This is a genomic window from Psychrobacter sp. CX21 (genome assembly GCF_057396255.1).
Genome location: NZ_JBXYJG010000001.1, coordinates 208,352 through 232,378 on the forward strand (window position 1 = coordinate 208,352; position 24,027 = coordinate 232,378).

General features: G+C 39.6%; 16 protein-coding genes and 1 pseudogene. 8 read left to right on the forward strand and 9 right to left on the reverse strand.

Annotated elements, in window-relative coordinates:
* Positions 1 to 78: 78 nt before the first annotated feature.
* Positions 79 to 654 (reverse strand): hypothetical protein, encoded by a 576-nt coding sequence (locus tag AC2SLP_RS00875; RefSeq protein WP_486534737.1) that lies wholly within the window; start codon positions 652 to 654, stop codon positions 79 to 81.
* A gap of 320 nt (positions 655 to 974) precedes the next feature.
* A pseudogene (locus tag AC2SLP_RS00880) lies at positions 975 to 1,616 on the reverse strand (ParA family protein); the annotation flags it as partial.
* A 630-nt stretch (positions 1,617 to 2,246) separates the two neighbouring features.
* On the opposite strand from AC2SLP_RS00880, the gene AC2SLP_RS00885 reads away from it, so the two are divergent.
* Positions 2,247 to 2,744, forward strand: coding sequence for a DUF2799 domain-containing protein (locus AC2SLP_RS00885; protein ID WP_486534738.1), 498 nt, complete (start codon positions 2,247 to 2,249; stop codon positions 2,742 to 2,744).
* Positions 2,745 to 2,879: 135 nt separating this feature from the next.
* Here AC2SLP_RS00885 and AC2SLP_RS00890 read toward each other — a convergent pair whose 3' ends face one another.
* The 3 genes from AC2SLP_RS00890 to AC2SLP_RS00900 form a co-directional block, all read right to left on the reverse strand.
* Positions 2,880 to 4,136, reverse strand: a complete 1,257-nt coding sequence (locus AC2SLP_RS00890; protein ID WP_486534739.1) for a multidrug effflux MFS transporter — start codon at positions 4,134 to 4,136, stop codon at positions 2,880 to 2,882.
* A gap of 273 nt (positions 4,137 to 4,409) precedes the next feature.
* Positions 4,410 to 5,225, reverse strand: a complete 816-nt coding sequence (locus AC2SLP_RS00895) for a crotonase/enoyl-CoA hydratase family protein (RefSeq protein ID WP_486534740.1) — start codon at positions 5,223 to 5,225, stop codon at positions 4,410 to 4,412.
* Positions 5,226 to 5,407: 182 nt separating this feature from the next.
* Positions 5,408 to 8,953, reverse strand: coding sequence for a histidine kinase dimerization/phospho-acceptor domain-containing protein (locus tag AC2SLP_RS00900; protein WP_486534741.1), 3,546 nt, complete (start codon positions 8,951 to 8,953; stop codon positions 5,408 to 5,410).
* 264 nt (positions 8,954 to 9,217) lie between these two features.
* Between AC2SLP_RS00900 and cysM the strand changes: the two genes are divergently transcribed.
* From cysM to AC2SLP_RS00930, 6 genes are all read left to right on the forward strand, one after another.
* Positions 9,218 to 10,186 carry a cysteine synthase CysM gene (cysM, locus tag AC2SLP_RS00905; RefSeq protein ID WP_486534742.1) on the forward strand — a complete coding sequence of 323 codons (969 nt, stop codon included), beginning with the start codon at positions 9,218 to 9,220 and terminating at the stop codon, positions 10,184 to 10,186.
* Between the two features lie 54 nt (positions 10,187 to 10,240).
* On the forward strand, positions 10,241 to 11,155 hold the full coding sequence (locus AC2SLP_RS00910; RefSeq protein ID WP_486534743.1) for a 3'-5' exonuclease: 915 nt from the start codon (positions 10,241 to 10,243) through the stop codon (positions 11,153 to 11,155).
* A 273-nt stretch (positions 11,156 to 11,428) separates the two neighbouring features.
* Positions 11,429 to 12,982: a 23S rRNA (uracil(1939)-C(5))-methyltransferase RlmD gene (gene rlmD / locus AC2SLP_RS00915; RefSeq protein WP_486534744.1), complete on the forward strand. Its 1,554-nt coding sequence runs from the start codon at positions 11,429 to 11,431 to the stop codon at positions 12,980 to 12,982.
* 377 nt (positions 12,983 to 13,359) lie between these two features.
* Entirely contained in the window at positions 13,360 to 15,993 is a 2,634-nt protein-coding gene (locus AC2SLP_RS00920; protein ID WP_486534817.1) for a RelA/SpoT family protein, read from the forward strand.
* Between the two features lie 149 nt (positions 15,994 to 16,142).
* Entirely contained in the window at positions 16,143 to 17,087 is a 945-nt protein-coding gene (gene mutM / locus AC2SLP_RS00925) for a bifunctional DNA-formamidopyrimidine glycosylase/DNA-(apurinic or apyrimidinic site) lyase (protein WP_486534818.1), read from the forward strand.
* A gap of 312 nt (positions 17,088 to 17,399) precedes the next feature.
* On the forward strand, positions 17,400 to 17,840 hold the full coding sequence (locus AC2SLP_RS00930) for a hypothetical protein (RefSeq protein WP_486534745.1): 441 nt from the start codon (positions 17,400 to 17,402) through the stop codon (positions 17,838 to 17,840).
* Positions 17,841 to 18,048: 208 nt separating this feature from the next.
* Here the strand turns inward: AC2SLP_RS00930 and mscL are convergent, their stop codons facing one another.
* The 3 genes from mscL to AC2SLP_RS00945 all read right to left on the reverse strand — a co-directional run bounded on the left by mscL (position 18,049) and on the right by AC2SLP_RS00945 (position 21,835).
* Positions 18,049 to 18,477, reverse strand: coding sequence for a large conductance mechanosensitive channel protein MscL (gene mscL, locus AC2SLP_RS00935; protein ID WP_486534746.1), 429 nt, complete (start codon positions 18,475 to 18,477; stop codon positions 18,049 to 18,051).
* A gap of 145 nt (positions 18,478 to 18,622) precedes the next feature.
* Positions 18,623 to 20,470: a translational GTPase TypA gene (gene typA / locus AC2SLP_RS00940; RefSeq protein ID WP_486534747.1), complete on the reverse strand. Its 1,848-nt coding sequence runs from the start codon at positions 20,468 to 20,470 to the stop codon at positions 18,623 to 18,625.
* Between the two features lie 216 nt (positions 20,471 to 20,686).
* Complete coding sequence (locus AC2SLP_RS00945) at positions 20,687 to 21,835, reverse strand: OmpA family protein (RefSeq protein WP_486534748.1); 1,149 nt, start codon at positions 21,833 to 21,835, stop codon at positions 20,687 to 20,689.
* 608 nt (positions 21,836 to 22,443) lie between these two features.
* Between AC2SLP_RS00945 and AC2SLP_RS00950 the strand changes: the two genes are divergently transcribed.
* A complete protein-coding gene (locus tag AC2SLP_RS00950) occupies positions 22,444 to 23,037 on the forward strand; it encodes a prepilin-type N-terminal cleavage/methylation domain-containing protein (RefSeq protein ID WP_486534749.1) in 594 nt (197 codons plus the stop codon).
* An 84-nt stretch (positions 23,038 to 23,121) separates the two neighbouring features.
* Here the strand turns inward: AC2SLP_RS00950 and recO are convergent, their stop codons facing one another.
* Entirely contained in the window at positions 23,122 to 23,982 is an 861-nt protein-coding gene (recO, locus tag AC2SLP_RS00955; RefSeq protein ID WP_486534750.1) for a DNA repair protein RecO, read from the reverse strand.
* Between the last annotated feature and the right edge of the window lie 45 nt (positions 23,983 to 24,027).

Below are 24,027 nucleotides of genomic sequence, written 5' to 3' on the forward strand. Positions count from 1 at the left end.
CTAACTGTTGCGCTGTCAACAAAGATTTTCAAGGGGCACCGCTTATTATTAATTAATAACCTTGTTTTAAATATAAAATCATTGTTTTAGGGAGAGTTGTATAGCCCAATCTTGAAGCCGCTCTTTCATTACTAATAGATCAGGTTCTATATTTTCTGGATTATAATTTGGATTAGTATTGGGCTTAACATAGCCGCTATCATGCCAAAATATAACCATGCTATTTGCTTTGCTATATACCGCTTTGACTAATGGTTGAATACTCTCAGGTAATTCAAGCGGCTCTTTATCTAGAGCATAGTTAACTACAGCATGGTTATCTAGAGCATGGTTAATATGAGGTATCTCATCTTTTGTATTGACAACATGTTGAATGGTAGAGGGTTGGTGGCTTTTAGCACTATTTTTTACTGAGCTATTGATTACTGAGCTATCAGATCGCAACAAACCATCGATGACCTGATAGCGTGTCTCGGGCAGCTTTATATCGTCCACGATAATCGCATACTGTCCTATCATTCCATGCCCATACTCGTTATTAACCCCTCGAATCCAGTCAGGACATCCGATCACTTTAGGATGCAGACCCAAACGGCGCGCAGCCATTCTAAGTTTGTCGAGACGCACATCTACCGCGTTAGGTTTTAATGCCATAATACTGCCCAGCACGAACAAAACAATCGCGATTGCTATCCAGCCACCCATTCCCATACAAACACCACAACCTTAAAGATACCTATAATGAAAACTTAATAGTTATTTTATAACCCATATGATATGAGAATAACGTAAGCTTTATAAACGACTAAGTGAAAAAAATAAAAATGATTTTACCACTATTCATACCAAGTAATCTCAGGTTCTGAGCCTTTCTGTTTTTTCTTATCAGTTGAAGAGTGACGTGACAATTCTTCTAAACTCGAAGGTATGGTCGCATCGGTTAAAACACGTTCGTATTTACTGGCAATTTTTGGCATTAAGGCATCCATAACCGGTTGCCACTGCGCTTGGATATCTCGATAACGCTTTTGATGGTGATCAAAGACACTTAGCCCTTGCTCTGCCATTTGTGGATATAGGCTTCTTTCACTTAACCACGCTATAGGCTGCTGTTCAAGCTCATCAAAAAATCTCTGTAACGTTTGATTGGTACTGGTTTGAGGGCGTATTCGATTAGCCAGTAAATGTATATCTACTTTACCCTTACGTATGCGCTTTATGTCTTGAATGGACTTTAGGAATTTTTTGGTACTATCCGCATCAAAAATAGAAGGTAATACTGGGATTAGTATTGCTTTGGCCTCACTAATAAGAGACTCTGCACGTTCAGCACTCAACGACCCCGGTGCATCGATGATTAACCAATCTTTTTTACCCAAACTTTTGGCTACTTTTTTGGGTAAATCACCAATATCTTCTTCATCTTGCCAGTCTATGGCATAGATTTTAGCAGCAGACTTTGGTCTATATTTTAACCATTGCAAACTCGATTTTTGCGGGTCTGCATCTGCTAACGCCACGGTTTGACCTTGATTTGCCAAAGCGGATGCTAATGTTATGGCAACAGAGGTTTTTCCACAGCCACCTTTTTGGTTTGCTACTAATACTGTTTTCATATCGACTTTATCCGATTATAAATATGAATGCCCAAATAAAAACTCTACATTTTGTATACGCTTAGGGCGTGTTGGAGTATTCAAATATTTGGACTGCTGATAGCTACCAATTAATCCAAACTGTGTTCCAAACTAGGCGTTAATCGACGATAATGCCCGAAGCGTATTGGACCTTAGCTAGATTAGCAACATCGTTTAGAACGATTTTAACATCAGCCCTGAGGACGTTTATCGAGCAAAGCACTGCTTTGCCCGTTCGCAATGCGAGAGCTGTACTCGAGAGGGAGTCATGGCTATTTTTTGACAATATATTGCAAAATTTTCTAACCTAGAATGACTAGGTGTCAAAAATTTTACGTCATATTGACTAAAAAATAGCACCTGACAGTTCCACATTTAAATGTTCCACACGCCCTAAATTATCATTAATTCAATAACTTATAATAACTTATAGATTTAAACCCTCAAAAACACTATCTTTTATGATAAGTGTGGTTTGATTATTGGCTAACAATTGCCTATCAACTCTAAAATATCCGACGAACCCTAAAATAATATACACTTACACATAAAGTATTGATTCAAAGGTACACTTAAGAGATAGCATTATCAAAACTGTAGGTTAATAACATGACTTTATCACATATTATATTAAGCCGTTACCACTTAGCAGTTGCTTTTTTGGTGTTAACAGGATGTGCCACGACTCAGGGTCTATCCCCTCAGCAGTGTCAAACTACAAATTGGAAGGTTCTTGGTATTGAAGATGGTGAACTTGGCCGCTCAGGAGATTATTTTGGCAATCATCTTGATGCTTGTACGAATGTACTAGGCAGTGCGCCCAATCGAATGTTGTGGGAAGAAGGACGTCAAGAGGGTTTAAAGTCATATTGTACTCCTCTAAATGCCTATAAGCTTGGGCGTGAAGGGTATACTTGGCAGCCTGTATGTCCATTAGAAGGAATAGAGGCGTTAGAAGAAGCCTATAGAGACGGTCGCTACAATTACTTGCGTCAACGAAATCTTGATTATTTGTATACTCCCTATCCTTGGGGATATAGTCATGGTCGATACAACTCTTTTATGCATCCATATTGGTCCACCCCGCATGCCCGTCCAGTTTGGTAGTTATTTGATCTGCTAGTTATTTGATCTGCTAGTTATTTGATCTGCTAGTTATTTACTTGGCTAGCTATTTACCACACTCTCAACCGTTCACTTTTTTAAACGACTTTTTATTAAGCGACTTTTTATTAATCGACTTTAATCCGCGTCATCTAAATTTAGCGAGCTGTCAATTTTAAAGATTAAAAAGGTACCAAGACTCATCAATATAAACATGGTGACACCGAGTTTGAATACAGGATTTACAGGGAACATATTAAGTAACAGTCCGCCAAAGATACCCACAAAGAACATTAATGAGCCTTGTAGTGCACTTGCCATACCTGCACGATGACGCTGAAAAGCCAAGGCAATAGCGGATGCATTGGGCTGAGTTAATCCTAATCCTGCAATACAAAAAAAGATACTAACCAGAACCAAAGGTAGCCAAGCTTGCTCTCCATAAATAATACCGAGCAGTAACAAACATGCTGAAGCTATGGCCTGCATAACTGCACCGAAACGCAGTAAGTGAATCAGACGAAAGCGGTTGGTTAAGAACTGATTAACTTGCGTCAGTAAAATAAAACCTGCAGCATTCATACCGAAGATTATACTAAACTGGGCTTCAGTCAAACCATACCCATCCATAAGTAGCTCAGGCGCTGCACTGATATAAACGAACATAGAGCCCATTAATAAACCAGCACCTACAGCAGGATAGCCAAAAGAAGCATCTTTTAATAAATCTATATATTGACCAAATATGGTATTTAATGGCCGATAGCTTCTATTCTCCTCCGCCAGCGTCTCATTGAAAAAGAACTTAGTTAAAAATAAATTTAAAACCCCAAAACCTGCTAAAAACCAAAATATAGCATGCCAATCAAAAAACTGTAAAAAAGCAGCACCAAGCGATGGGGCTAAAATAGGTGCCAAACCCATTACCAGCACCATTATTGAAAACGCTTTTGCCATCTGTTTTGGCGCAAGGGTATCTCTGATTGCCGCACGCGTTACCACGGCGCCAACACACGCGCCTAAAGCCTGCATAGTCCGCGCCACAAATAATACATATTCACTTTGAGTCGTTGCGCAAACTACTGAGGCGATAACGTAAAGGGTCATGCCAAAATATAAAGGTTTTACCCGCCCTATACGGTCGCTTAGTGGCCCATAAATCAATTGACCAAATACTAGCCCCGCAAAATAGGCGGGTACAGAGTTTGCAATACGAGCGGTACTCACCTCAAAGTCATCCGCCATAGTAGGCAGGGCAGGTAAATACATATCAATAGATAAAGGACCGATAGCTACAATCAGTCCTAACATCATAATCCAAGCAACTGGCAGCTTTGGGTCGGATGCTTTTTTACTTTTTAATGGGCGGTTCTGATAGTTGGAATTAGTAGACATAAAGGCACGCTAATCTAATATTTAAGGATGTTCAAGCTCTTACATGACGTGTTAAATAAAGGGTATATCAGTCTTTATTTAGATCGTAGGGTTTGGTTTAATCCTGAGCAGTTATCGATGACTTGATTGAATCGCTAGATTTTAACCGTAGCCTATATAATGGCCTAACGACTAAAAACTAAATAAGCAGCTATGATACCCAATATGTTTACTTTTACCTAATGATTCACTCTATGGTTTAATTAAAATTACGCATGCTGTACCTGATGATAACTAACTAAACTGTCGTTTTAAGAATTCAACACTGCTGTCTTTGGCTCTTTTAATGGCAAGTTTACGATTACGTCCCCCTCCCATCAGTTTAAGTTGCCACATTTTTTCTTTATATAAAGCGCCAGCACTTTGTTTTGTCATGCAATTAATCACCCGTTTACCTGCCAATACGGCATCTGGAGATCTATTGGAAAATTCTTCAGCCAATGCTTGAGCACGTTCGTAAGGATTATCGTCAATATGGGTGACTAGTCCAAACTCTTTGGCTTCATGAGCATCTACCATGCGGGCACTCATTGTTAATTCTTTTAACACATCGGCGGGCAAGACATGAAAGGCAGATTGCGTAAGCCCCATGTCGGGTACCAGTCCCCACTTAGCTTCTAAGATAGAGAACTTACATTCTGGTGAGGTTATGCGTATATCGCACCCGAGGGCTACCTGCATGCCAGCACCAATACAATAACCATGTGTGGCAACGATGACGGGCATAGGAACTTCACGCCATATCAAACTCACCCGCTGAAAAATACTTTGAACGGGCTTAATCAGCTCATACAACCCAAACAATGCGTTACTGGGACTATTTAAATCACCTAAATCTATACCTGCACAAAAGATGTCTCCCGATCCATTGATGATAACTGCGCGTGTTGTACGGTCTTTTTTGAGATATTTTGCAACATCAATAAGTTCACGCATCATATCTAGACTCATGGCGTTCTTTTTATGTGGTCGATTTAACGTTACTGTTAGAATATCGTTCGCCTCAGACAACGTTAACAATTGGTAGTTTTTTTGAGAAATTTTTGACATTAGGGTGTCACCTTTTAAAGTCGTAGTTATTTGGGGTTCAAATTAAAATATAGTCAGCGAACTACTAAACGGTTACGGTGTTGCCTCGCTAAGCCGACATGAGTAGTACTTGAATTTGGTTGCCTTGTCTGCATTTTAGACTTCTTTAACTATAGGATTTGGTTTTTGACTGAATCACATCATTAGATCATTTTCCAAGTCATGTCATTCTCGCTAAGCGGCTTATCATCTTTAGCCGCCATCTGCTCCTTGATATGAGCTTGAATATCTAGAGCTTGCAGCGATTGTAACGCCGTTATCAGCGCGTCATAATATGTTTCGAGCATCGCAAACTGAGCCGGCGTGGTATGCTGCACGTTTAACAAACATTTGTCTTCAAAGTCTTGACTGGCCTGCCTTATTTGCGGGACGCCAGAGTAGCGGCTAGCACCCAATATACGATGTGCTATTTGCGCTAACTCTTCACGATCTTTCATCTCCCAAGCAGCTACTAATGCTTCTATTTCATCAGGCACAGACTCTTGCATCATCGTTAGCAGCTGTTTTGCAAGCTCCGGTTTATTGGCTGAACGTACAAGCGCATCTTTCCAGTCCACCACCATCAAATCCTCAGCATCAACATGATCAGCTAAATCTGAATTAGTTAGCGCATCTTTATACATTGGCTGCATCGAACTCAGCTCACTGGTTAATATATCACTACTTTTACCCAGCCAGCGCTGTAAGATTTGTAGTAGCTGTGGACGACTTATAGGCTTACCCACATAATCGTCTATACCCGCAGCTATCAGCTTATCTTTACCATCTGCCATACCGTGTGCGGTTAAGGCCACAATAGGTATATGACGCTGATAATCCTTGAACTCTTTTCGAGCTTCTTTTTCTAACTGACGTATTTTACTCGCGGCCTCATCGCCTGACATACGCGGCATCTGTACATCCATAAAGATTAAATCTATTTTTCTATGATGGCTAGGCTGCTGGTTATTAAATGTTAAGCGACTTGACTGTATGTTCTCAGACTTCAAGCTATCAGACTTTAAGCGATTAGATTTCTGGCTATCCGTTGTCTGCTCAAATTCCTCGTTATCTCCAGTTGCTAATTGATGAGTTTCGAACAGAATCTGTTTGTTAATGATATCAATAGCATCATAGCCACTATTGGCAGTGATTACCTCTATGCCAAGCTCATTTAACAAGGCGTCTAAGACAAGTAGGTTTGGCAAATGATCATCTACCGCCAGTACGGTTATTCCTTTCCATGTGGGCGCTGCCACCATCGCGGTCTTATCAGATGAGCTGGTGTCAAGCAGACGATAAAGCTGACGTTTATCGAGTGGTTGATACAATGCAGAAGCCTTATAGCGCTCCAGCAAGGTCGCATCTAGAGACACTTGATATCCATAAATCGCAAGTTTGCCCTGATAATGCAGTCTAATTTGTTTTAATAACGCCGCCCTATCTTCTCTACCTTGACTATCACCGCCATCAATAATGACCCAGTCCCAGCGATTGCTACTCTCCTTGAGCTTCTCGAGCGCTCCAGCAAGTGATCGAGCGACGCTAACATTAATACTCAGCGGCCGAAGCATTGCTGAAAATACCTGCATGGTAGGTGTGTGGCTAATCCAAGTCAGCATCTCAATAGGCTGGTCTTGTTGATGCGCGCCTTCGCCGAATGGATGTAAAACAGGAAGCTTTAATTCCTCTTCACCTTCTAACTCATCAAGGTTGGCTCCGAACACAATATCATCTGGGTCATCTAGCACTATATTTGAAGGAATACTAAACCAAAAGGTAGTTCCTGTATTGACTTGATGTTTAGTGACTGTAGGTACGACATAACTTGCATCAACCAGTGCCCGGCCATCTCCCTCAGCTTGGGTGTTGTTGTCATAAAAACCAATATAACCACCCATCATACGCGTCAATTGCTTTGAGATGACTAAACCGAGCCCTGTTCCACCATATTGACGGGTGATTGAAGGATCACCTTGGCTAAAGCTCTTAAATAGCTCTTTTTTAACATTATCAGGAATACCTTGTCCAGTATCCTGAATGGCGATGTGAATCATACCCATATTGGCTTTAGACATTTTATTTAAAGACTCGTCTTTAGTGCTATGACTAAAGGATAAATCATCTGCTTCTAGCGCTTCAACATGATCTATCCCCACGCGCACCACAACCTCACCAACATCCGTGAACTTAATGGCATTACCTACTAAATTGGTAAGGACTTGCTTAACCCTCAATGCATCGCCGACAATGCTATTTGGCACATCGTTATAGTACATGACCGCCATACGCAGACCTTTCTCAGCTGCCAATGGGGATAGCATGTCCATAACGTCGTAGATAGTAGAATATAGACTAAACTCATGTTTATCTAATACCAGCTTGCCTGCTTCAATTTTAGAAAAATCTAATACATCGTTAACAAGTGCTAATAAATGCGCAGAAGATTTGCGTATGGTTTGTACATACAAATCCTGTTCTGAGGTTAGATCTCCATGACGCGCTAATAAGTTAATAAAACCATCAATACTATTAAGAGGGGTGCGCAGCTCATGACTAATGTTGGCTAAAAAAGCCGATTTTGCTTGGCTACTTGTTATAGCTTGGTCGCGTGCTTCACGTATGAAAATGTTTTGCATCTCCATCTCATCAAAAGCATCCCTTAAATCTGCCTCCGTTTGATCCGCATGATCTTTTAAATCTTGAAAGCCTGCATACAAGCGGCGCAATGTTTTAACCAAATCTTGTTGCAATAAATTCAGCTCGCCGCTTGAATTAATATTGACAGGATGGAACATATTTTCAGGGGTGATTTGCTGTAGATGGAGCCGCAAGTCATATATAGGCGCAATCCAGCGCTTGGCATAAATATTTAGGGTTAATAATAGAATAATTAATGTAAACAGTCCGGTGATACCGAGACCCAACCATACTTTTAACCTAGCGATGGTTACAGGTTCATCATCCATCTCTATGAACATCCAATAGCGCTGCCCTGCATAGGTGCCGATTAAATGCCCATAAGCCGTACCCATTGAGGTTGGGATACTTTCAATAAATGTAGAATTATTTTCACTTATCTTTTGCGCTATATTTTCTGCAAAAGTTGGTGACGCACTATTTTCTTTTTGCGAATCATGCCAATGGGTGGGTCCGTTCAATGGCTCATGGTTACCTGAAAAGGCAATTATACTACCGTGATCATTGAAGATAGCAATTCGCTGAATGTGTTGGTTGTTATTCATTGAGGTAAGTAATGAGCCGATGCTGCTATGTATCTCATCTATAGAATTAATTTCATCTACAGAAGCAATATGTTTACCTGGAGAGGCAATATTTTCCTCGTCTTCAACATCACCCTCTCCAATATCCCCTTTTCCAATACCCTTATCTCTAATATTCCCGTCATTGGCCGTATCAGTAATAGGAGCATTACTATTACCTTTCATAATATCATCGTTAGCATCAGCATTTGGATAACCCTCAGATGTGTTCCGATGGCTTATAATATCTGGCAATATACTCTCAATCATGGGTTCATATCGCACCAATGCTGCAATAGCAAGGCTTCGCTGTTGCGATCGGATTGATCGATCAGATTCGGTTTTAACAAGATACGCGCCAACAGCTGCCAATATCACGATAGGTATAAAAACCATTAGGATGAGCTGAGAGTAGGCACTACTTGTCTTTAGCAACTTCTTTCGCATTATAGTTAAACCTTTATGATACCTACTGTTTTGCAGTGGCGTTTACAACATCAGCTTTTGCAACTTGAGCTTATTAAACATAAGCTTATACAACATAAGCACCCAAATGCACGAATATAAATATAGGGGCTATATAGACTAAGTGTAACAGTTTTTGCACTTATTGCAGATAACTTGGTGTTTAACAAAGTGATATAATCTGAGCTATTATTTCACAAACCAAATTTTTACAAACCCAATTTCAAATGAATATTGAGAGATTTTATGTCAGAGTTTAATCCTGTCTCACAAGATACCCCTGCCCTCAATGCAGATCCAATCTCAAAAATTAAAACCTTATCGGACTTTGTCGGTGATACGCCTTTAGTCGCACTACAGCGGCTGCCCAAACTTGAAGGTGCGAATGAGCATGTACAAGTTTTGGCTAAACTTGAAGGTAATAATCCTGCCAGTTCCGTCAAAGATCGTCCTGCACTTAATATGATATTACAAGCTGAAAAGCGTGGTGATATTGCTCCTGGCGATACGTTAATTGAAGCAACAAGTGGTAATACAGGTATTGCACTCGCCATGGTGGCTGCTATGCGCGGTTATAAGATGGTGCTATTGATGCCAACCAATTCCACCCAAGAGCGAAAAGATGCGATGGCAGCCTATGGTGCCACGCTTATTGAAGTGGATGAGGGTATTGAAGCGGCTCGTGATCAAGCATTACAACTACAAGCACAAGGTAAGGGCGTTCTACTTAATCAATTTTCAAACCCTGATAATAGTGCGTCACATTACTACTCAACGGGCCCAGAGCTTTGGGAGCAAACTGGGGGGCGCATCACCCATTTTATAAGCTCTATGGGAACAACAGGCACCATATCTGGAACTGGAAAATACCTCAAAGAGCAAAACTCAGATATCCAAATAATAGGGCTTCAGCCTGATGATGAGTCTTCAATCGCTGGCATCCGCCGCTGGCCAGAGGCATATCGTCCAGAAATTTATGACGCTAGTGTGGTAGACCGCGTTATCGATATCAATCAATATACTGCCGAAGTCTATATGCGCAAACTTGCTCGTACTGAGGGCATACTTGCTGGCGTCTCCTCTGGAGCGGCCGCATGGGCCGCTCTTGAAGTTGCAAAAGAAATTAAAGACACTCAGCCAGAGGCTGTTATCGTATTTATCGTTTGCGATCGCGGTGATCGCTATTTATCAACGGGGTTATTCACCGCTGAATAACTTTCAAAAAACTTTGAAGGTCATTTCATTCATTGATTGCATTAAGGTCTACTAATGGCAAACAAATTCTCCCACTCGTCTTATCCCAGCTCGGAATTCCAAAGCTCGCCGTCCTCAAGCTCGCCGTCCTCAAGCTCGCCGTCCTCAAGCTCGCCATTCCTAAGCTCACCATTCCTAAGCTCACCATTAATGGTATTTGATATCGAGACAATTGCTGATATTGATGGGGCAAGACGTGTGTATCCTGAGCTTGCGTCACTCAATGATGAAGAAACCCTAACGGCGCTAACGAGCCTACGTGTTCAAGAAGCTGGACATGAATTTATGCGTTTGCCTCTACAGCGTATAGTCTGTATATCCGCGTTATATATCAAAGACGGCAATTTGTCGCTGTTCTCTTTGACAGTTGAAACTATGAGCGAGCGGCAAATTATCGAAAAGTTCTTTCGCGCCTTTAAAGACGTTACTAGCTTGCCACAACTAGTCAGCTGGAACGGTTCGGGGTTTGATATTCCCGTACTTATCTATCGTGCCATGCAATATGAAATATCGGCTCCCTTATTGTTCGAACAAGGCGATAGACTCCAAAACCTGCGCTTTGATAATTATGTAAATCGCTTCCATACTCGCCATTTAGATTTGATGGACAGGTTTAGTCAATATGGAGCTAGCCGACGTGAGGCGATGGATGTGGTTGCAAGTCTGTATGGCTTTCCTGGAAAGACAGACATTGAAGGCAGTATGGTGGGCGATCTGGTTCGCGATAATAAACTAGATTCTGTTGCTGTTTATTGTGAATCTGATGTATTAAATACATGGCTCATCTATCTTCGTTGGCAACGCTTATCTGGTAAGATTAGCAATGATGACTATATCGCATGGGAGTCGCAAACCCGTTCTTATTTATCCTCAAAACTTGAAGAAAACGGCGATGTGCGTCATCAAAGTTTCTTGGACAACTGGCTTTAAGTAAACTAAATTTTCTTTGTCCCCTTTATTTTACATTAGTCTCCTAGCGCGGTTCATTCACTCTGCTATTAATGTGTTAAAATCATCTCCATATATTATTAGTAACTCACAACCTATTAGTAATTCACAACCTATCTGTTTATTCATTTTACTCAATTATAAGACAGTTAATTCTATATATGACTGTTTTAAATACATATCCTTGATACATTCATGTAGTTTAGGGTCTGTTGAACATTTCTTCTAAGTACTTTTAAACCTAAAGGCAGGTCTATGCAGCCCACCGATACTGATACGATGCAAGATAATCCCTCAAGAAACACATCTAAAAAACAAATTATTGCTGACGCCCCAAGCAAAAAGCTATCTAAACCAAGCTCAAGAGTGCGTCGGCGATTAAAAGATGCACCCCCACTTCCCTTTAAGATAGATGGGCTGTCCCATGATGGTCGCGGCGTAGCTATTTACGGTAATGAATACGGCACTGATGATGGTCATATTGAAGATAAACACGGTAAAAAAGTGTTCGTAAGCTTTGCGTTACCCAATGAAAGCGTACAAGTACGCTTAACCAATAGCCGTAAAAGTTTTGAGGAAGGCGATGCGGTAGCACTGATTGATAACGCCCATCTTGAGCGTCAAACACCGCCTTGTCCACATTTTGGCGTATGTGGCGGGTGTAGCCTTCAGCACTGGCAACCAGACGGACAAATTGCATTCAAACAGACGGTATTGGCCGAACTGCTAGAGCATCAAGCGGGTGTGCAACCTGATAATTGGCTTGCGCCTGTCATTGGTGACCGCTTAGGATATCGCACTAAGGCGCGTATGGGTGTGCGTTATGTCCCTAAAAAAGAAACGGCATTAGTAGGGTTTAGGGAACGTAATAGCAACTTCTTAGCAGAATTAAATGAATGTCATATTTTGGATGAGCGTATAGGGTTTGAAATTGAAAACCTAAAGGCACTAATAAGCTCTCTTGATGCCCGCTCAAATATTGCGCAAATTGAACTTGCGATGGGTGAAACTCAATCACAACTACCAGATGGTACTCAACCAGTCGCGCTCATTTTAAGAAACCTCAAGCCCTTAGACTCACAAGACATTGATAAGCTCAAAGCTTTTTTTAAAGCACGTAACTGGCAGCTTTATTTGCAACCTAAAGGACCCGATAGCATTGAGCGCATCGCCTTACATGATCAAGATGATACCACGCAGCAATTTGGGCGTTTGTACTACCAGCTACCTGAGTTTGATTTAACCTATGAGTTCATACCAACTGATTTTACTCAAGTTAACCTATCGGTTAATCGCAAAATGACCAAACTGGCATGTGATTTGCTTGAGTTACAACCTGGTGAACGTGTCTTAGATTTATTTAGTGGTTTGGGTAACTTCAGCTTGCCTTTAGCTCGTCTAGTTGGCGGCGCCGATGGTAAGCAAGGTCTGGCAATTGGTGTTGAAGGCTCTGATGCCATGACTGCGCGCGCATCAGACAACGCCAAACGAAACGGGATTACTAATACCGAATTTTACAATCAAGATCTTACGCAGGATTTTAGTGACCAACCGTGGGCCCAGCAAGGCTTTGATGCCATCTTAATAGATCCTCCTCGTTCGGGAGCATGGGAGATGATGCAATATCTTCCTCGTTTTGATGCACAGCGTATAGTCTATGTGTCTTGTAATCCTGCAACGCTAGCTCGCGATACTAAAGCGCTAATCGAACAAGGCTATCGTTTAACTCATGCAGGCGTCATGGATATGTTCTGTCACACCGGCCATGTGGAATCAATTGCACGTTTTGAAAAGGTTAATAAAGGTTAGTATTGTTACTGGCGTATGACAGCCGCTAACATAGCTCGTATTGAATTTTGAGGCATATTAGAGATAATTGAGTGGTACCATAACATCAAGTTTTAATAATAGAGCTTTATAGTCTTATTCCTCTCTTATCGTGCTTATATTTAATTATATGAGTGGTTAATATTCTAATTTTTAGAAATGTTATTTTTGATGGTTAGATATTACTATTGATGGTTAAACAGACCCTAATTTCAGTTTAAGAGCGACTGGATCTACATCATATGGGGCTGAATCGAAATGGGTATAAAGCGATTAATTATAAAACGATAAGTTATAAAGTATTTTGGATATAAATTGTTAATAGAATAAAGCTTAGCTGTGTGGCTTGCTATAAATCTATGTTTAGGGAGGAAGGTTTGGTAAAGGTTCGTGATGGATTGCCATTAATAGATGGTCAGACAACTACAGAAGACAGTGCTTCCCTAGCTGCACAGATGATTGCACAGCAACAACATGGATACTATAAACCAGGTTCACGCACCTCCTTTAATCTATTGAACGAAGACCTAAAAAAGCAGTTGGCTACCTCTAAGCTGACGACCGCTATGGATCGCTCTATTCAAGCAGACTATCTTCCCCTAAACGATGCAAACTTAATTGAAAGGGTTAAGTTTGATAGTCTCACCTACTCTCATAATGATAAAGACCCCGCATATTCAGAGTCAATGTCCTTAGAGTCTGAGGCTAAATGCAACTTTACTGATGAGCCTGCCAAAGATGACACCTTAGCCATTAATACTATTATTGACTTACCAGCGTGGCTAAAGGCTGTCTCTGAGCGTGTCGATATTCAGGATTTACCTGATTTGGCTAGAGCATGCGAAATTATAGGTACCAAATCAAGTCAGGCAGAAGCTGGAAAGCGCTCTACTGCATATATGACGGGTATTGGTATGACAGATATTTTGACCTATCTTTATCAGGATGAAGATGCCCTCACTGCGGCAATGCTGTATCGTGCAGCACGTACCAAACTTATTTCAAGCGAACGTATTAAAGAAGAGTTTGGTAGTGAAGTTGCAACGCTGGTTAAAGATGCGCTCGCAATGGGTCAGCTCTCTGATACGATTGAGAGTAATAAACGTTTAGAAGATCATTTTGCTAAAAATCAGCGTGAGCAATTATCAAATATTTATAGCATGCTGATTACCATGACCAATGATGTGCGTGTCGTGCTCATTAAACTTGCAGAACGTACGTTTGCGATGCGTGAGCTTTCTTATGCTAGCGAAGAACGTCGCCAACGTGTGGCCCGCGAAGTCATGACTATTTATGCGCCATTAGCACACAGGTTGGGCATTGCTCAAATTAAATGGGAATTAGAAGATCTTGCCTTTCGATATCTTGCGCCAGAGCGTTATAAAGAAATTGCTAAGCTATTGTCCGAAAAGCGTAGTGAGCGTGAAACTTATATCGAACAGGTACAAGACGCGCTCGAAAAAGTTTTAGCAGACGCTGGTATCAAGGCTGAGGTATCTGGGCGTGTTAAACATATTTATTCAATCTACCGAAAGATGAAGCTCAAAGGCCTGTCTTTTCATCAGCTCTATGATATACGGGCCCTACGAGTCCTAGTAGATACCCAAGCAGAATGTTATCACGCTCTAGGTTTGGTACATGGCATGTGGCGTCATATTCCCGATCAATTTGATGACTATATCACTAATCCTAAAGCCAATGGTTACCGTTCACTGCATACGGCGGTTATTGCTGATCATAAATCCTTAGAGATTCAAATTCGCACACATCAAATGCATTTTGAAGCAGAGCTTGGCATGTGTGCGCATGTTAATTACAAAGAAGGTGGCAAAACCAAACAAGATACTTATCTGAATCAAAAAATAAATTCTTTACGTCAGCTATTACTAGCGGGTAGTGATACCACCAATAAAAACCTACCCAGTGAACTCATTGATGACTTTGATAATGATGAAGATGAAGAGCCCCTAGATGACTTTGGCGAGCTTGAACATATTTATGTCTTTAGTCGAGACGGAGATATCACTGAATTGCCAAAAGGCGCAACCGTATTGGACTTTGCTTATTATGTCCATACGCAAGTTGGTAATAGTGCGCAAGCTGCCCGTGTAAACCAGCGCTATGTTCCCCTTACTTATCAATTGAAAACAGGTGAGCAGGTAGAAATCATAACCAAATCTTCGCGTGAACCTAACCGGGATTGGTTGGTACCCTCTCTTGGTTACATTCATACGACGCGGGCGCGCGCCAAATTACGCCAATGGTTTAATAAACAAGACCGTGATAAAAACTTAGAAATTGGTAAACAAATGCTTACCAAAGAGCTGACGCGTTTGTCTCTACATCCGAACAGCATCAACCTTAAAGATTACGTCAAGCATTTTAACGTTAATAATCCTGATGATATCTTAGTGGCGCTGGTTACTGGTGATATTGGCCTGCATCAGCTAACCGGTCACATATCTCGTGAGCTTGACTTAGTTTCTGACAAAGAAGAAAAAGAATATACGCCAAGTGTCCATCCAAAAGTAACCGGCACTTTAGATGCTTATAAAATTAATATAGATGGATTAGATAATATACAAGTGCGTTTTGCTAACTGTTGTCAGCCTATTTATGGTGAACCAATTGCTGGCTTTATCACCTTGAGTAGTGGCGTATCCATTCATAATCGTGGCTGTGCTGAGTACGCTCGACTGATTGAGCGAGAGCCTGAACGCCAGATCCCTGCCTCATGGGTTTCTCAGCAAACCAGTTTCCAACCTGTCGAGATAATTGTAGAAGCTTATGATAGACGAGGCTTACTACGAGATTTAACTCAGGTAATTGATAAAGAGAACATCAATATCAGAGGGGTTGATACCAATAGTGATGATGATAATGTCGCTCATTTAAAGTTTAAACTTGAAGTGACAGGCTTATCTCAATTGTCCAAGCTTTTGGCTAAGCTCGAACAGCAGCCCGGTATTCTACATGCAAGACGCGCTGTATAAATGTAAGTATATGGTTCGAGAAGCTTTATGCTATCAAATATTATTTATTACAGAAACTATTGCTTCATTACCTAAAGTTATTTAAACCCCATATCTTCTAATAAGTAAACAGTAAGTACAAAGCTGTTGTTTTGATGAGCACCATCGTTATGCCTGAACTTCCTGAAGTTGAAACTACCAAATCAAGCCTTGATCCCTTATTAGGTGCACAAGTTCAAAATATCCAAATCTTTCAACCAAAATTACGCTGGCCGATACCTAGCGACTTAGATTCACTTAAAGGCTATGTATTTACACATGTTGAACGTCGAGCGAAATATCTTATTTTAACTTTTACTAAAGATGAACCCACGTTCAAAGATTGTAATAAGATAGATCATTTAATTTATACTAAAAAGATGATCATTCATCTAGGTATGTCTGGAAGCTTGCAGCAATTTGAAGCTGGCACTGAAAAACGTAAACACGATCATCTAATTATTGAGTTTCAGCTGAATCTACATCAACCAGACGCGATCAATCAGCCCCTTGTTCAGCTTCATTATCATGATCCTCGCCGATTTGGGGCAGTATTGTGGTTTGATGACTATGCTAATAAACTATTTGATCATCTAGGCGCGGAGCCATTAAGCGATGCATTTACGGGTGACTACCTTTATGATCGTATTCACCGTATTACTCAAAACACGTTGTCTAAAAAGAGCTCAAAGCGTCCTTTACAGCCTATCAAACGCCCAATTAAATCGGTTATTATGGATCAAACATTTGTCGTTGGTGTTGGGAATATATACGCAACTGAAAGTTTGTTTTTTGCTAAGATACATCCTAGTACGCCTGCCCATACATTAAATAAAAAACAACTGAATGAGCTTGCCTTTCATATACAAGAAATTCTTAAACGTGCAATCACAAAGGGCGGTACAACGCTACGTGATTTTACAGTTGCTGCAGGTACAACTGGATACTTTCAACAAACGTTAAATATTTATGGCAAACCTAATAAACCTTGTCCCAATTGTGACACCACTATAGAAAAGACCGTTATCTCAGGACGATCAAGTACTTATTGTCCTAACTGTCAGCATTTAAATTAGTATAAAGTTGAACTAGGGTCTGTTAAACATTCATATATTAGGACTACTTTATTCCACTGCATTGATAAATTTTATATCTTAGAAAGACTAAGTGTCCAAAATTTCTCTACTTATTGAATACAAATAGTCACCGCCAGTTCCATATTTGAATGTTTAACTGAGCCTCATATTTATTTAGTTTTGAATTAATTGATTCATCGCTTGATTAAGAAGACACAACTTGCTTTAATAAACTTTTATACAAATTTCAAAGCCTAGAGTTTGTTGACGAATCCAAGAATTATTAACTTGAGTTTCTCTTAAGGATATAACATGTCATTTAAATCCAGCACCATTAAATTTAAAAACAGTAAATTTAGTACCATTGCCGCACTTGGATTAGCGTTAACGATAGCGACGCCAAGTTTTGCTGCCATAGAGATTGATGAACAGGACTTCGGCCCCTCCTATGAAACTATGGTTGTAGATACAGTGGTTAGTAAACCCCTACAACTGGTCAATGCCATCGTTGGGACGGCCGCTTATGTCGTAAGCCTTCCTTTCTCTATTGCGGGCGGTAACAGTGATATGGCAGCGCAGAAAATGGTCGCAGAGCCTTGGGAGGCCATGAATCGATGTTTAGGATGTACCGTCGCTGAAGATAATTATTATAAATCACAGGTAGAAACTGACAATCAGATTAGAATTATTGTAGATCAGCCTTCAGAGATTTTAATTAATACCAATGATAATGTGATCGTACTACCTGAATAGTTTATATAAGCTATGTGTATCGCTCAATTGAACTAACTAATAAAAAGATAAGGGGTGAACATGTCAATAATGTTCACCCCTTTAGTTTGACTATAAATTTGAGTTTCAACGCTTTTAGATATCATTTATAGCATTAGATTTCGTTAAGTATATTACGAAGCGCAAATATCTAAATAATTATATACAAACTATTTATTTATCTATTCAATTATTTATTCAACTTGCTACTAATCTCACGTAACAATAAAGCCTCTTCTGATGGTTCAGGCGCATCTTCTTGTGCTTCTTCTTTACGGCGAAGTGAGTTCATTCCTTTGATCATCATAAAAATAATAAATGCTAAGATTAAGAAGTTTATAAGTACAGTAATAAAGTTACCGTAAGCTAAAACAGGTACACCTGCTTCTTTTAAAGCTTCATATGACATCATTACGCCTTCTGGCTTGTCTCCTAAAATAACAAACATATTTTCGAAGTTTAATTCTCCGCCAAATATAAACGCCACTATAGGCATGATGATATCTTCGACCAATGAAGTCGTAATGGTAGCAAATGCGCCACCAATGATAACACCTACCGCAAGATCCATGACGTTACCTTTCAAGGCAAATTCTTTAAATTCTGACATCATACTCATAAACTGTTCTCCAAATAAAATTTATAAAAATAAGGGTTAACATAAGTGTGCTATGTTAACCCTTGAGATATAAGCGTTACTGTATTTAATTTGTAAGCTAAATTAATATTAAATATATCAACAACTTAATAATACTCACTATCCATTACTTCTCTTTCTTACGGCCGTGGCGCTTACGCTCACTTTCAGTCAAATAACGCTTGCGAAGACGAATAGACTTAGGTGTCACTTCAACCAATTCATCATCTTCGATAAACTCAAGCGCTTGCTCTAATGTCAGCTTAATCGCCGGAACTAATGTCAAGGCTTCATCAGTACCACTCGCCCGTACGTTAGTCAGCTGCTTAGCTGTAGTTGGATTAACCACCATGTCATCGCTACGTGAATTAATACCAACAATCATACCTTCATAAACTTCAAGCTGAGGCTCAGCGAAGAGCTTACCACGCTTCTGTAAGTTAAATAATGCGTAACCTAAACAAACGCCATTAGCCATAGAAATTAATACACCATTTGTACGACCACCAACTTCACCAGCTTTCTGCGGACCATAGTGTGAGAAGCTTGAGGTTAAAATACCAGAGCCCGAGGTCAAAGTTAGAAACTCAGAACGAAATCCAATTAAGCCTCGTGCTGGCATCGTCGCTTCGATACGAATACGACCCTTACCGTCAAGCTGCATGTCTGACATTTCACCTTTACGCAACCCAACTTGTTCCATAATAGCGCCTTGATGCTCTTCTTCAACATCAAATATAACATTTTCATAAGGCTCTTGAAGTTTGCCATCTACCTCTTTTACGATAACCTCAGGACGAGATACAGCCAATTCATAACCTTCACGGCGCATGTTCTCGATTAGTACTGACAAATGAAGCTCACCACGACCTGAAACTTTAAATTTCTCTGCTGAATCAGTATCTTCTACGCGTAATGCAACGTTATGAATAAGTTCACGATCTAGACGTTCACGAATATTACGTGAGGTGACAAATTTCCCTTCGCGACCAGCAAAAGGCGAATTGTTAACCTGGAACGTCATTGAAACCGTAGGTTCATCGACTGTTAGAGGCGGTAACGCTTCGACATGATCAGGATCACATATGGTGTCTGAAATATTAAGTTGATCAATACCTGTGATACATACAATATCACCCGCTTGAGCGTTATCAACTTCAATACGTTCAAGACCATGATAGCCCATAATCTTTAGAATACGGCCATTACGTGTTTTACCATCTTTATCAATAACCGTTACTGGTGTGTTTGTTTTTACACGACCACGTTCAATACGTCCTATACCGATAACCCCAACAAAGTTGTTGTAGTCAAGACTAGAGATTTGCATACGAAACGGTGCATCAGCATCTACTTGTGGTGGTTCAACAACATCTACTATGGTTTCAAATAGTGGCGTCATGTCATCAGCAAGATTGTCCGCGTCTAAACCTGCGACCCCATTTAAGGCCGAAGCATAGACAATATGGAAGTCTAACTGATCATCACTAGCACCTAAATTATCAAACAAATCAAAGATTTGATCCATAACCCAGTCAGGGCGAGCACCAGGGCGATCAATCTTATTAATAACAACAATAGGTTTTAAACCCTGTTCAAAAGCTTTCTGGGTAACAAATCTCGTTTGTGGCATAGGGCCATCTATAGCATCAACTACAAGTAAAACGCAGTCTACCATCGACATGACACGTTCAACTTCACCACCGAAGTCGGCGTGACCTGGAGTATCTACAATATTAATTCGGTATTCTGTATCTCTATCAGGATGTTGCCATTTGATGGCTGTGTTCTTTGCAAGAATCGTAATGCCTCGTTCTTGCTCAATTGCGCCTGAATCCATTGCGCGTTCTGCAATATTTGCACGATCATCGAACGTACCTGATTGATGTAATAGTTTATCAACAAGAGTGGTTTTACCGTGATCAACGTGAGCTATAATAGCGATATTGCGTAAATTTTCTATTTCATTTGACATAATTTTAAAGACTCAATATTTTGCGGGTAATAAATAACTACTTTTTAAGGGGTGCAGTATAACACTAATATATGACAGTTAATAATTAGTTTTAAATATGTGTTGACATGAGTTGCTAACTATTAAATCTAGAGCATTAAAAAAAGCCACCAAGTTGGTGACTTTTTTTGAAACTAAACAAATCATTATTAAATAATTAGGAAATTACTAATAATTTTAGTTTATAGTTTTATCAACAGTCATTGTTTTGTTACCAGTGATAACAGCATATACACGGCGGTTCATAGCACGACCTTCTTCAGTATCGTTAGGCGCGATTGGGCGCTCATAACCATAACCAATTGTGCTTAAGCGGTTTGGTGCAACACCAAACTGATTAGTTAAAGCACCTTTAACAGCAATAGCGCGTGCTTCAGATAAGCGTTGGTTATAACTAGCTGATGGACCAGTTTTTGAAGCATGACCTTCAATTCTAGCTGAAGAGTTAGGATATTCACGCATCTTCTCAGCAACTTTAGCAATCTCAGGCATATACTGCTGTTTGATTACAGATTTGTCGTTATCGAAGAATACACGTAGTTCCATTTTCAGTTCATCAACCAATTGTTCTTGAACTGGGCAACCTACGCTATCAACCACAACATTAGGTGGTGTATTAGGGCATTGGTCAAACTTATCAAGTACGCCGTCACCGTCTGTATCTTTATCTGCTTCAATAAGGATTACAGGTGGTGTAGGTTCAACAAGTGGTACAGGTGCTGCAACAGCTGGTGCTAAGTGACCACCAAGAACGACTTCAAGACCTGCTAAAGCCATACCTTCCCACCAGTCATGGTCGAAGTTATGGATTGCACGCGCTTCACCACGTAAGCTTAAAGCATCATTGACACGATACATAGCTCCTAAACCTAGGTTACCAATAGTATCTTTAGTAGAGGCAGTTGCACCTGAATCTTTTGTAAGTTCAATTTTAGACTGACCAGCACCAATCAAACCGTATGGACGAAATGGGCTGTCGTTATAACCGTAAAACTGATCAAAACCTACTAAGAAGTTACCAGAGATCATTTCATGCTCTGATTTACCAATTTTTACATCGCCATCGTTAGTAGTAGCATCAGAATCAGAAACACCATATTCAACTTGGAATTGAGTAGAAGGTGTTAATTCAATACCAAGAGCAGCACCTGTATACAGATCGCTTTCTTCAGAGAAGCCAAGCTTTTTTTCCATGTCTTCTACAGTATCACCGTTATCGGTATAGTGATAACCAAGTAATAATGGACTAACGGTTACACCAGCTGAAGCGATCATTGGTGCAGTAGCTGCAGCAATTATAGCTAACGTCATTTTATTAAGTTTCATAAACTTCCTCCAAAGGACAATTATTGTATGAATAAACTTTATATACCACTAATTTGCAGCATCACACCCAATTTAGCATAGGTTTAGATACTATTTAAACATTCATATGATAGCTTATATACAATTAAAATAGTTTACAACAAGTTTTTGTGAACAAACTACCTAATCATATACAAATATAATCACTGCTATACTCAAAAGCTACATAAAAAGTAAATATAAAGTTAGATAAAAAATATTTAAAGTTTCATTATAAACACACTACAGGTAATAAAAAGTGTCTATAACTCTCTGCGGACTATTTTATTACAAGGTCTTCAAATGTTCTATCATTTACATTGAGTTTTCACCAAATGTAACAAAATTTGACATTAAAATATAAATCAATTTAAGTCTATCGTTCTGATAAATTAGGTTTACAGAATATATGTGCCATTATATATTCATTAAATATTATAGATAAGTAGATATGCGCACTTAAATAGATTAGTATACCTAATTTTTAAATTTATATAAGCTAATAATAAAGTCCGGAATATTAAATCACCAATTAATGGCTATGTATCGACCGACATTATTAAGACGCTATACATACACGAGGTATATTTTTGAAGACCATTAAAGGTATAGCAATTAAGCGTAAAAGTATATCGAAAAATATATTATTGATTAAAACAATAAAGGGGGTTACCCTTTTTGAATTAATATTTACAATCTCTATCATAGCAATATTACTAACTATTGCCATACCCAATTTATATTCGACCCTGCATAGCTGGGAATCAAAAAAGATTAGAAGTTACATAATTCAATCATACAGAATTGCAAAATCAGAAAGTCTTATTCAGAGTCAAAATATTATATTATGTCCAGCAACCATAGATAACGTATGCGATAAAAACGCTAATCATGCTATTTTAATATTTAGTGACAACGATGGTAATAATAAATTTGATAAACGCCTTAATAAAATTATATCAAAGCAGCTGCTAAATTTAGATTATGGCAGCATCTATCTTAGAGCGGGTAGAAGAAATTATATTAAATTTTATGGTGATTCTGGTTCACCACGTGGGCATTTTGGACACATTAAGTATTGCCCTACCTCTGGCAAAACAACAGATATGTATCAAATCTCTATAAATCAGCAGGGTTTATTTCGCTACAAACCTTATGCCTTTAAAAAAACTGACTGTCCTTAATCGTACTTGACGTACAAACCATACATAGTTAATCAAAGTACATTATCACTAAACAATGACCACCGCTTAAGTTCCTACAATCAACTATTGATAACGGTTAAACTGCTGCCAAAGTACCCGGCTATGCAGAGGCTGATAATCAAACAAAGCATCTATAAGCTGACGATGTAAAATAGACCAGCTACTTAGTGTTTGCAAGCTAACGCCTTCACGCATATTTATTATTTCTTTCCCTGATATTGGCTTGATAGCTAGCGTTTTTATGTCTGAATTACCTAAATTGCCCGCTTTAACGTTATTTACATCAATGTCATTTACATCAAGTACCTGCCAACCACTATCTGGGGTATATCGGTACCAATTAGTGGGATGGATAGTGTCCTGCTGATTGTCTTGATCAAGATCAATTGCATAACCTAGCTCGTGAAAAAGCACGGTTTCGTAATTACGTAAAATAAGCTTCAACTCAGTCATGGATAAGAATTGATGCAATTGAGCAATGGTGTGTTGGTACTGTTCATATACACTAGGAACACTATCTTCTACAGGAAGCAGCTTGATGGTGATTTCGTTCAGATATAAAGCTGCATATTGCTGCTGGCCTACTAAACTAATCGTAGTCTGATGAGCGTGCGGTTTATTTACTGACTCATGCTCAGCTGATTGATAGCTCGTAGAATGCTTAGCAAGTGAAGATTGGACGTTTGTATGAGATGCTGTTTGAGCACTTGCTTTAAGCGCCGCTTGATCAATAGTAATCTGCTGAAAGGTTTTTAAGGACTTTTTACCTGTTGCAAATAAGGTAAGTGGAACAAATTGCGGGATACCTTTTTGAGCGATGCCATGTAATATCCCGTATTCCTTGGTTAATAAATAATAAATGGTTCGTTTTTCTTGAAAAGGCCGTTGATGTAAACTATAAGCATGTATTGGCTCATTACGCATCAGCGACCCCTCTGTGTTTTCGGTCAATAGTTGTTAAATCAGTAT

Excerpts from the sequence above, each read along its gene's own strand:
- mutM (WP_486534818.1), top strand. The coding sequence starts at position 16,143 with ATGCCTGAACTTCCTGAAGTTGAAACTACCAAATCAAGCCTTGATCCC.
- AC2SLP_RS00895 (WP_486534740.1), bottom strand. The coding sequence starts at position 5,225 with ATGTCAAAAATTTCTCAAAAAAACTACCAATTGTTAACGTTGTCTGAG.
- AC2SLP_RS00910 (WP_486534743.1), top strand. The coding sequence starts at position 10,241 with ATGGCAAACAAATTCTCCCACTCGTCTTATCCCAGCTCGGAATTCCAA.
- typA (WP_486534747.1), bottom strand. The coding sequence starts at position 20,470 with ATGTCAAATGAAATAGAAAATTTACGCAATATCGCTATTATAGCTCAC.
- AC2SLP_RS00945 (WP_486534748.1), bottom strand. The coding sequence starts at position 21,835 with ATGAAACTTAATAAAATGACGTTAGCTATAATTGCTGCAGCTACTGCA.
- AC2SLP_RS00875 (WP_486534737.1), bottom strand. The coding sequence starts at position 654 with ATGGCATTAAAACCTAACGCGGTAGATGTGCGTCTCGACAAACTTAGA.
- AC2SLP_RS00890 (WP_486534739.1), bottom strand. The coding sequence starts at position 4,136 with ATGTCTACTAATTCCAACTATCAGAACCGCCCATTAAAAAGTAAAAAA.
- AC2SLP_RS00885 (WP_486534738.1), top strand. The coding sequence starts at position 2,247 with ATGACTTTATCACATATTATATTAAGCCGTTACCACTTAGCAGTTGCT.
- mscL (WP_486534746.1), bottom strand. The coding sequence starts at position 18,477 with ATGAGTATGATGTCAGAATTTAAAGAATTTGCCTTGAAAGGTAACGTC.
- AC2SLP_RS00900 (WP_486534741.1), bottom strand. The coding sequence starts at position 8,953 with ATGCGAAAGAAGTTGCTAAAGACAAGTAGTGCCTACTCTCAGCTCATC.
- rlmD (WP_486534744.1), top strand. The coding sequence starts at position 11,429 with ATGCAGCCCACCGATACTGATACGATGCAAGATAATCCCTCAAGAAAC.
- cysM (WP_486534742.1), top strand. The coding sequence starts at position 9,218 with ATGTCAGAGTTTAATCCTGTCTCACAAGATACCCCTGCCCTCAATGCA.
- AC2SLP_RS00930 (WP_486534745.1), top strand. The coding sequence starts at position 17,400 with ATGTCATTTAAATCCAGCACCATTAAATTTAAAAACAGTAAATTTAGT.
- AC2SLP_RS00920 (WP_486534817.1), top strand. The coding sequence starts at position 13,360 with ATGTTTAGGGAGGAAGGTTTGGTAAAGGTTCGTGATGGATTGCCATTA.
- recO (WP_486534750.1), bottom strand. The coding sequence starts at position 23,982 with ATGCGTAATGAGCCAATACATGCTTATAGTTTACATCAACGGCCTTTT.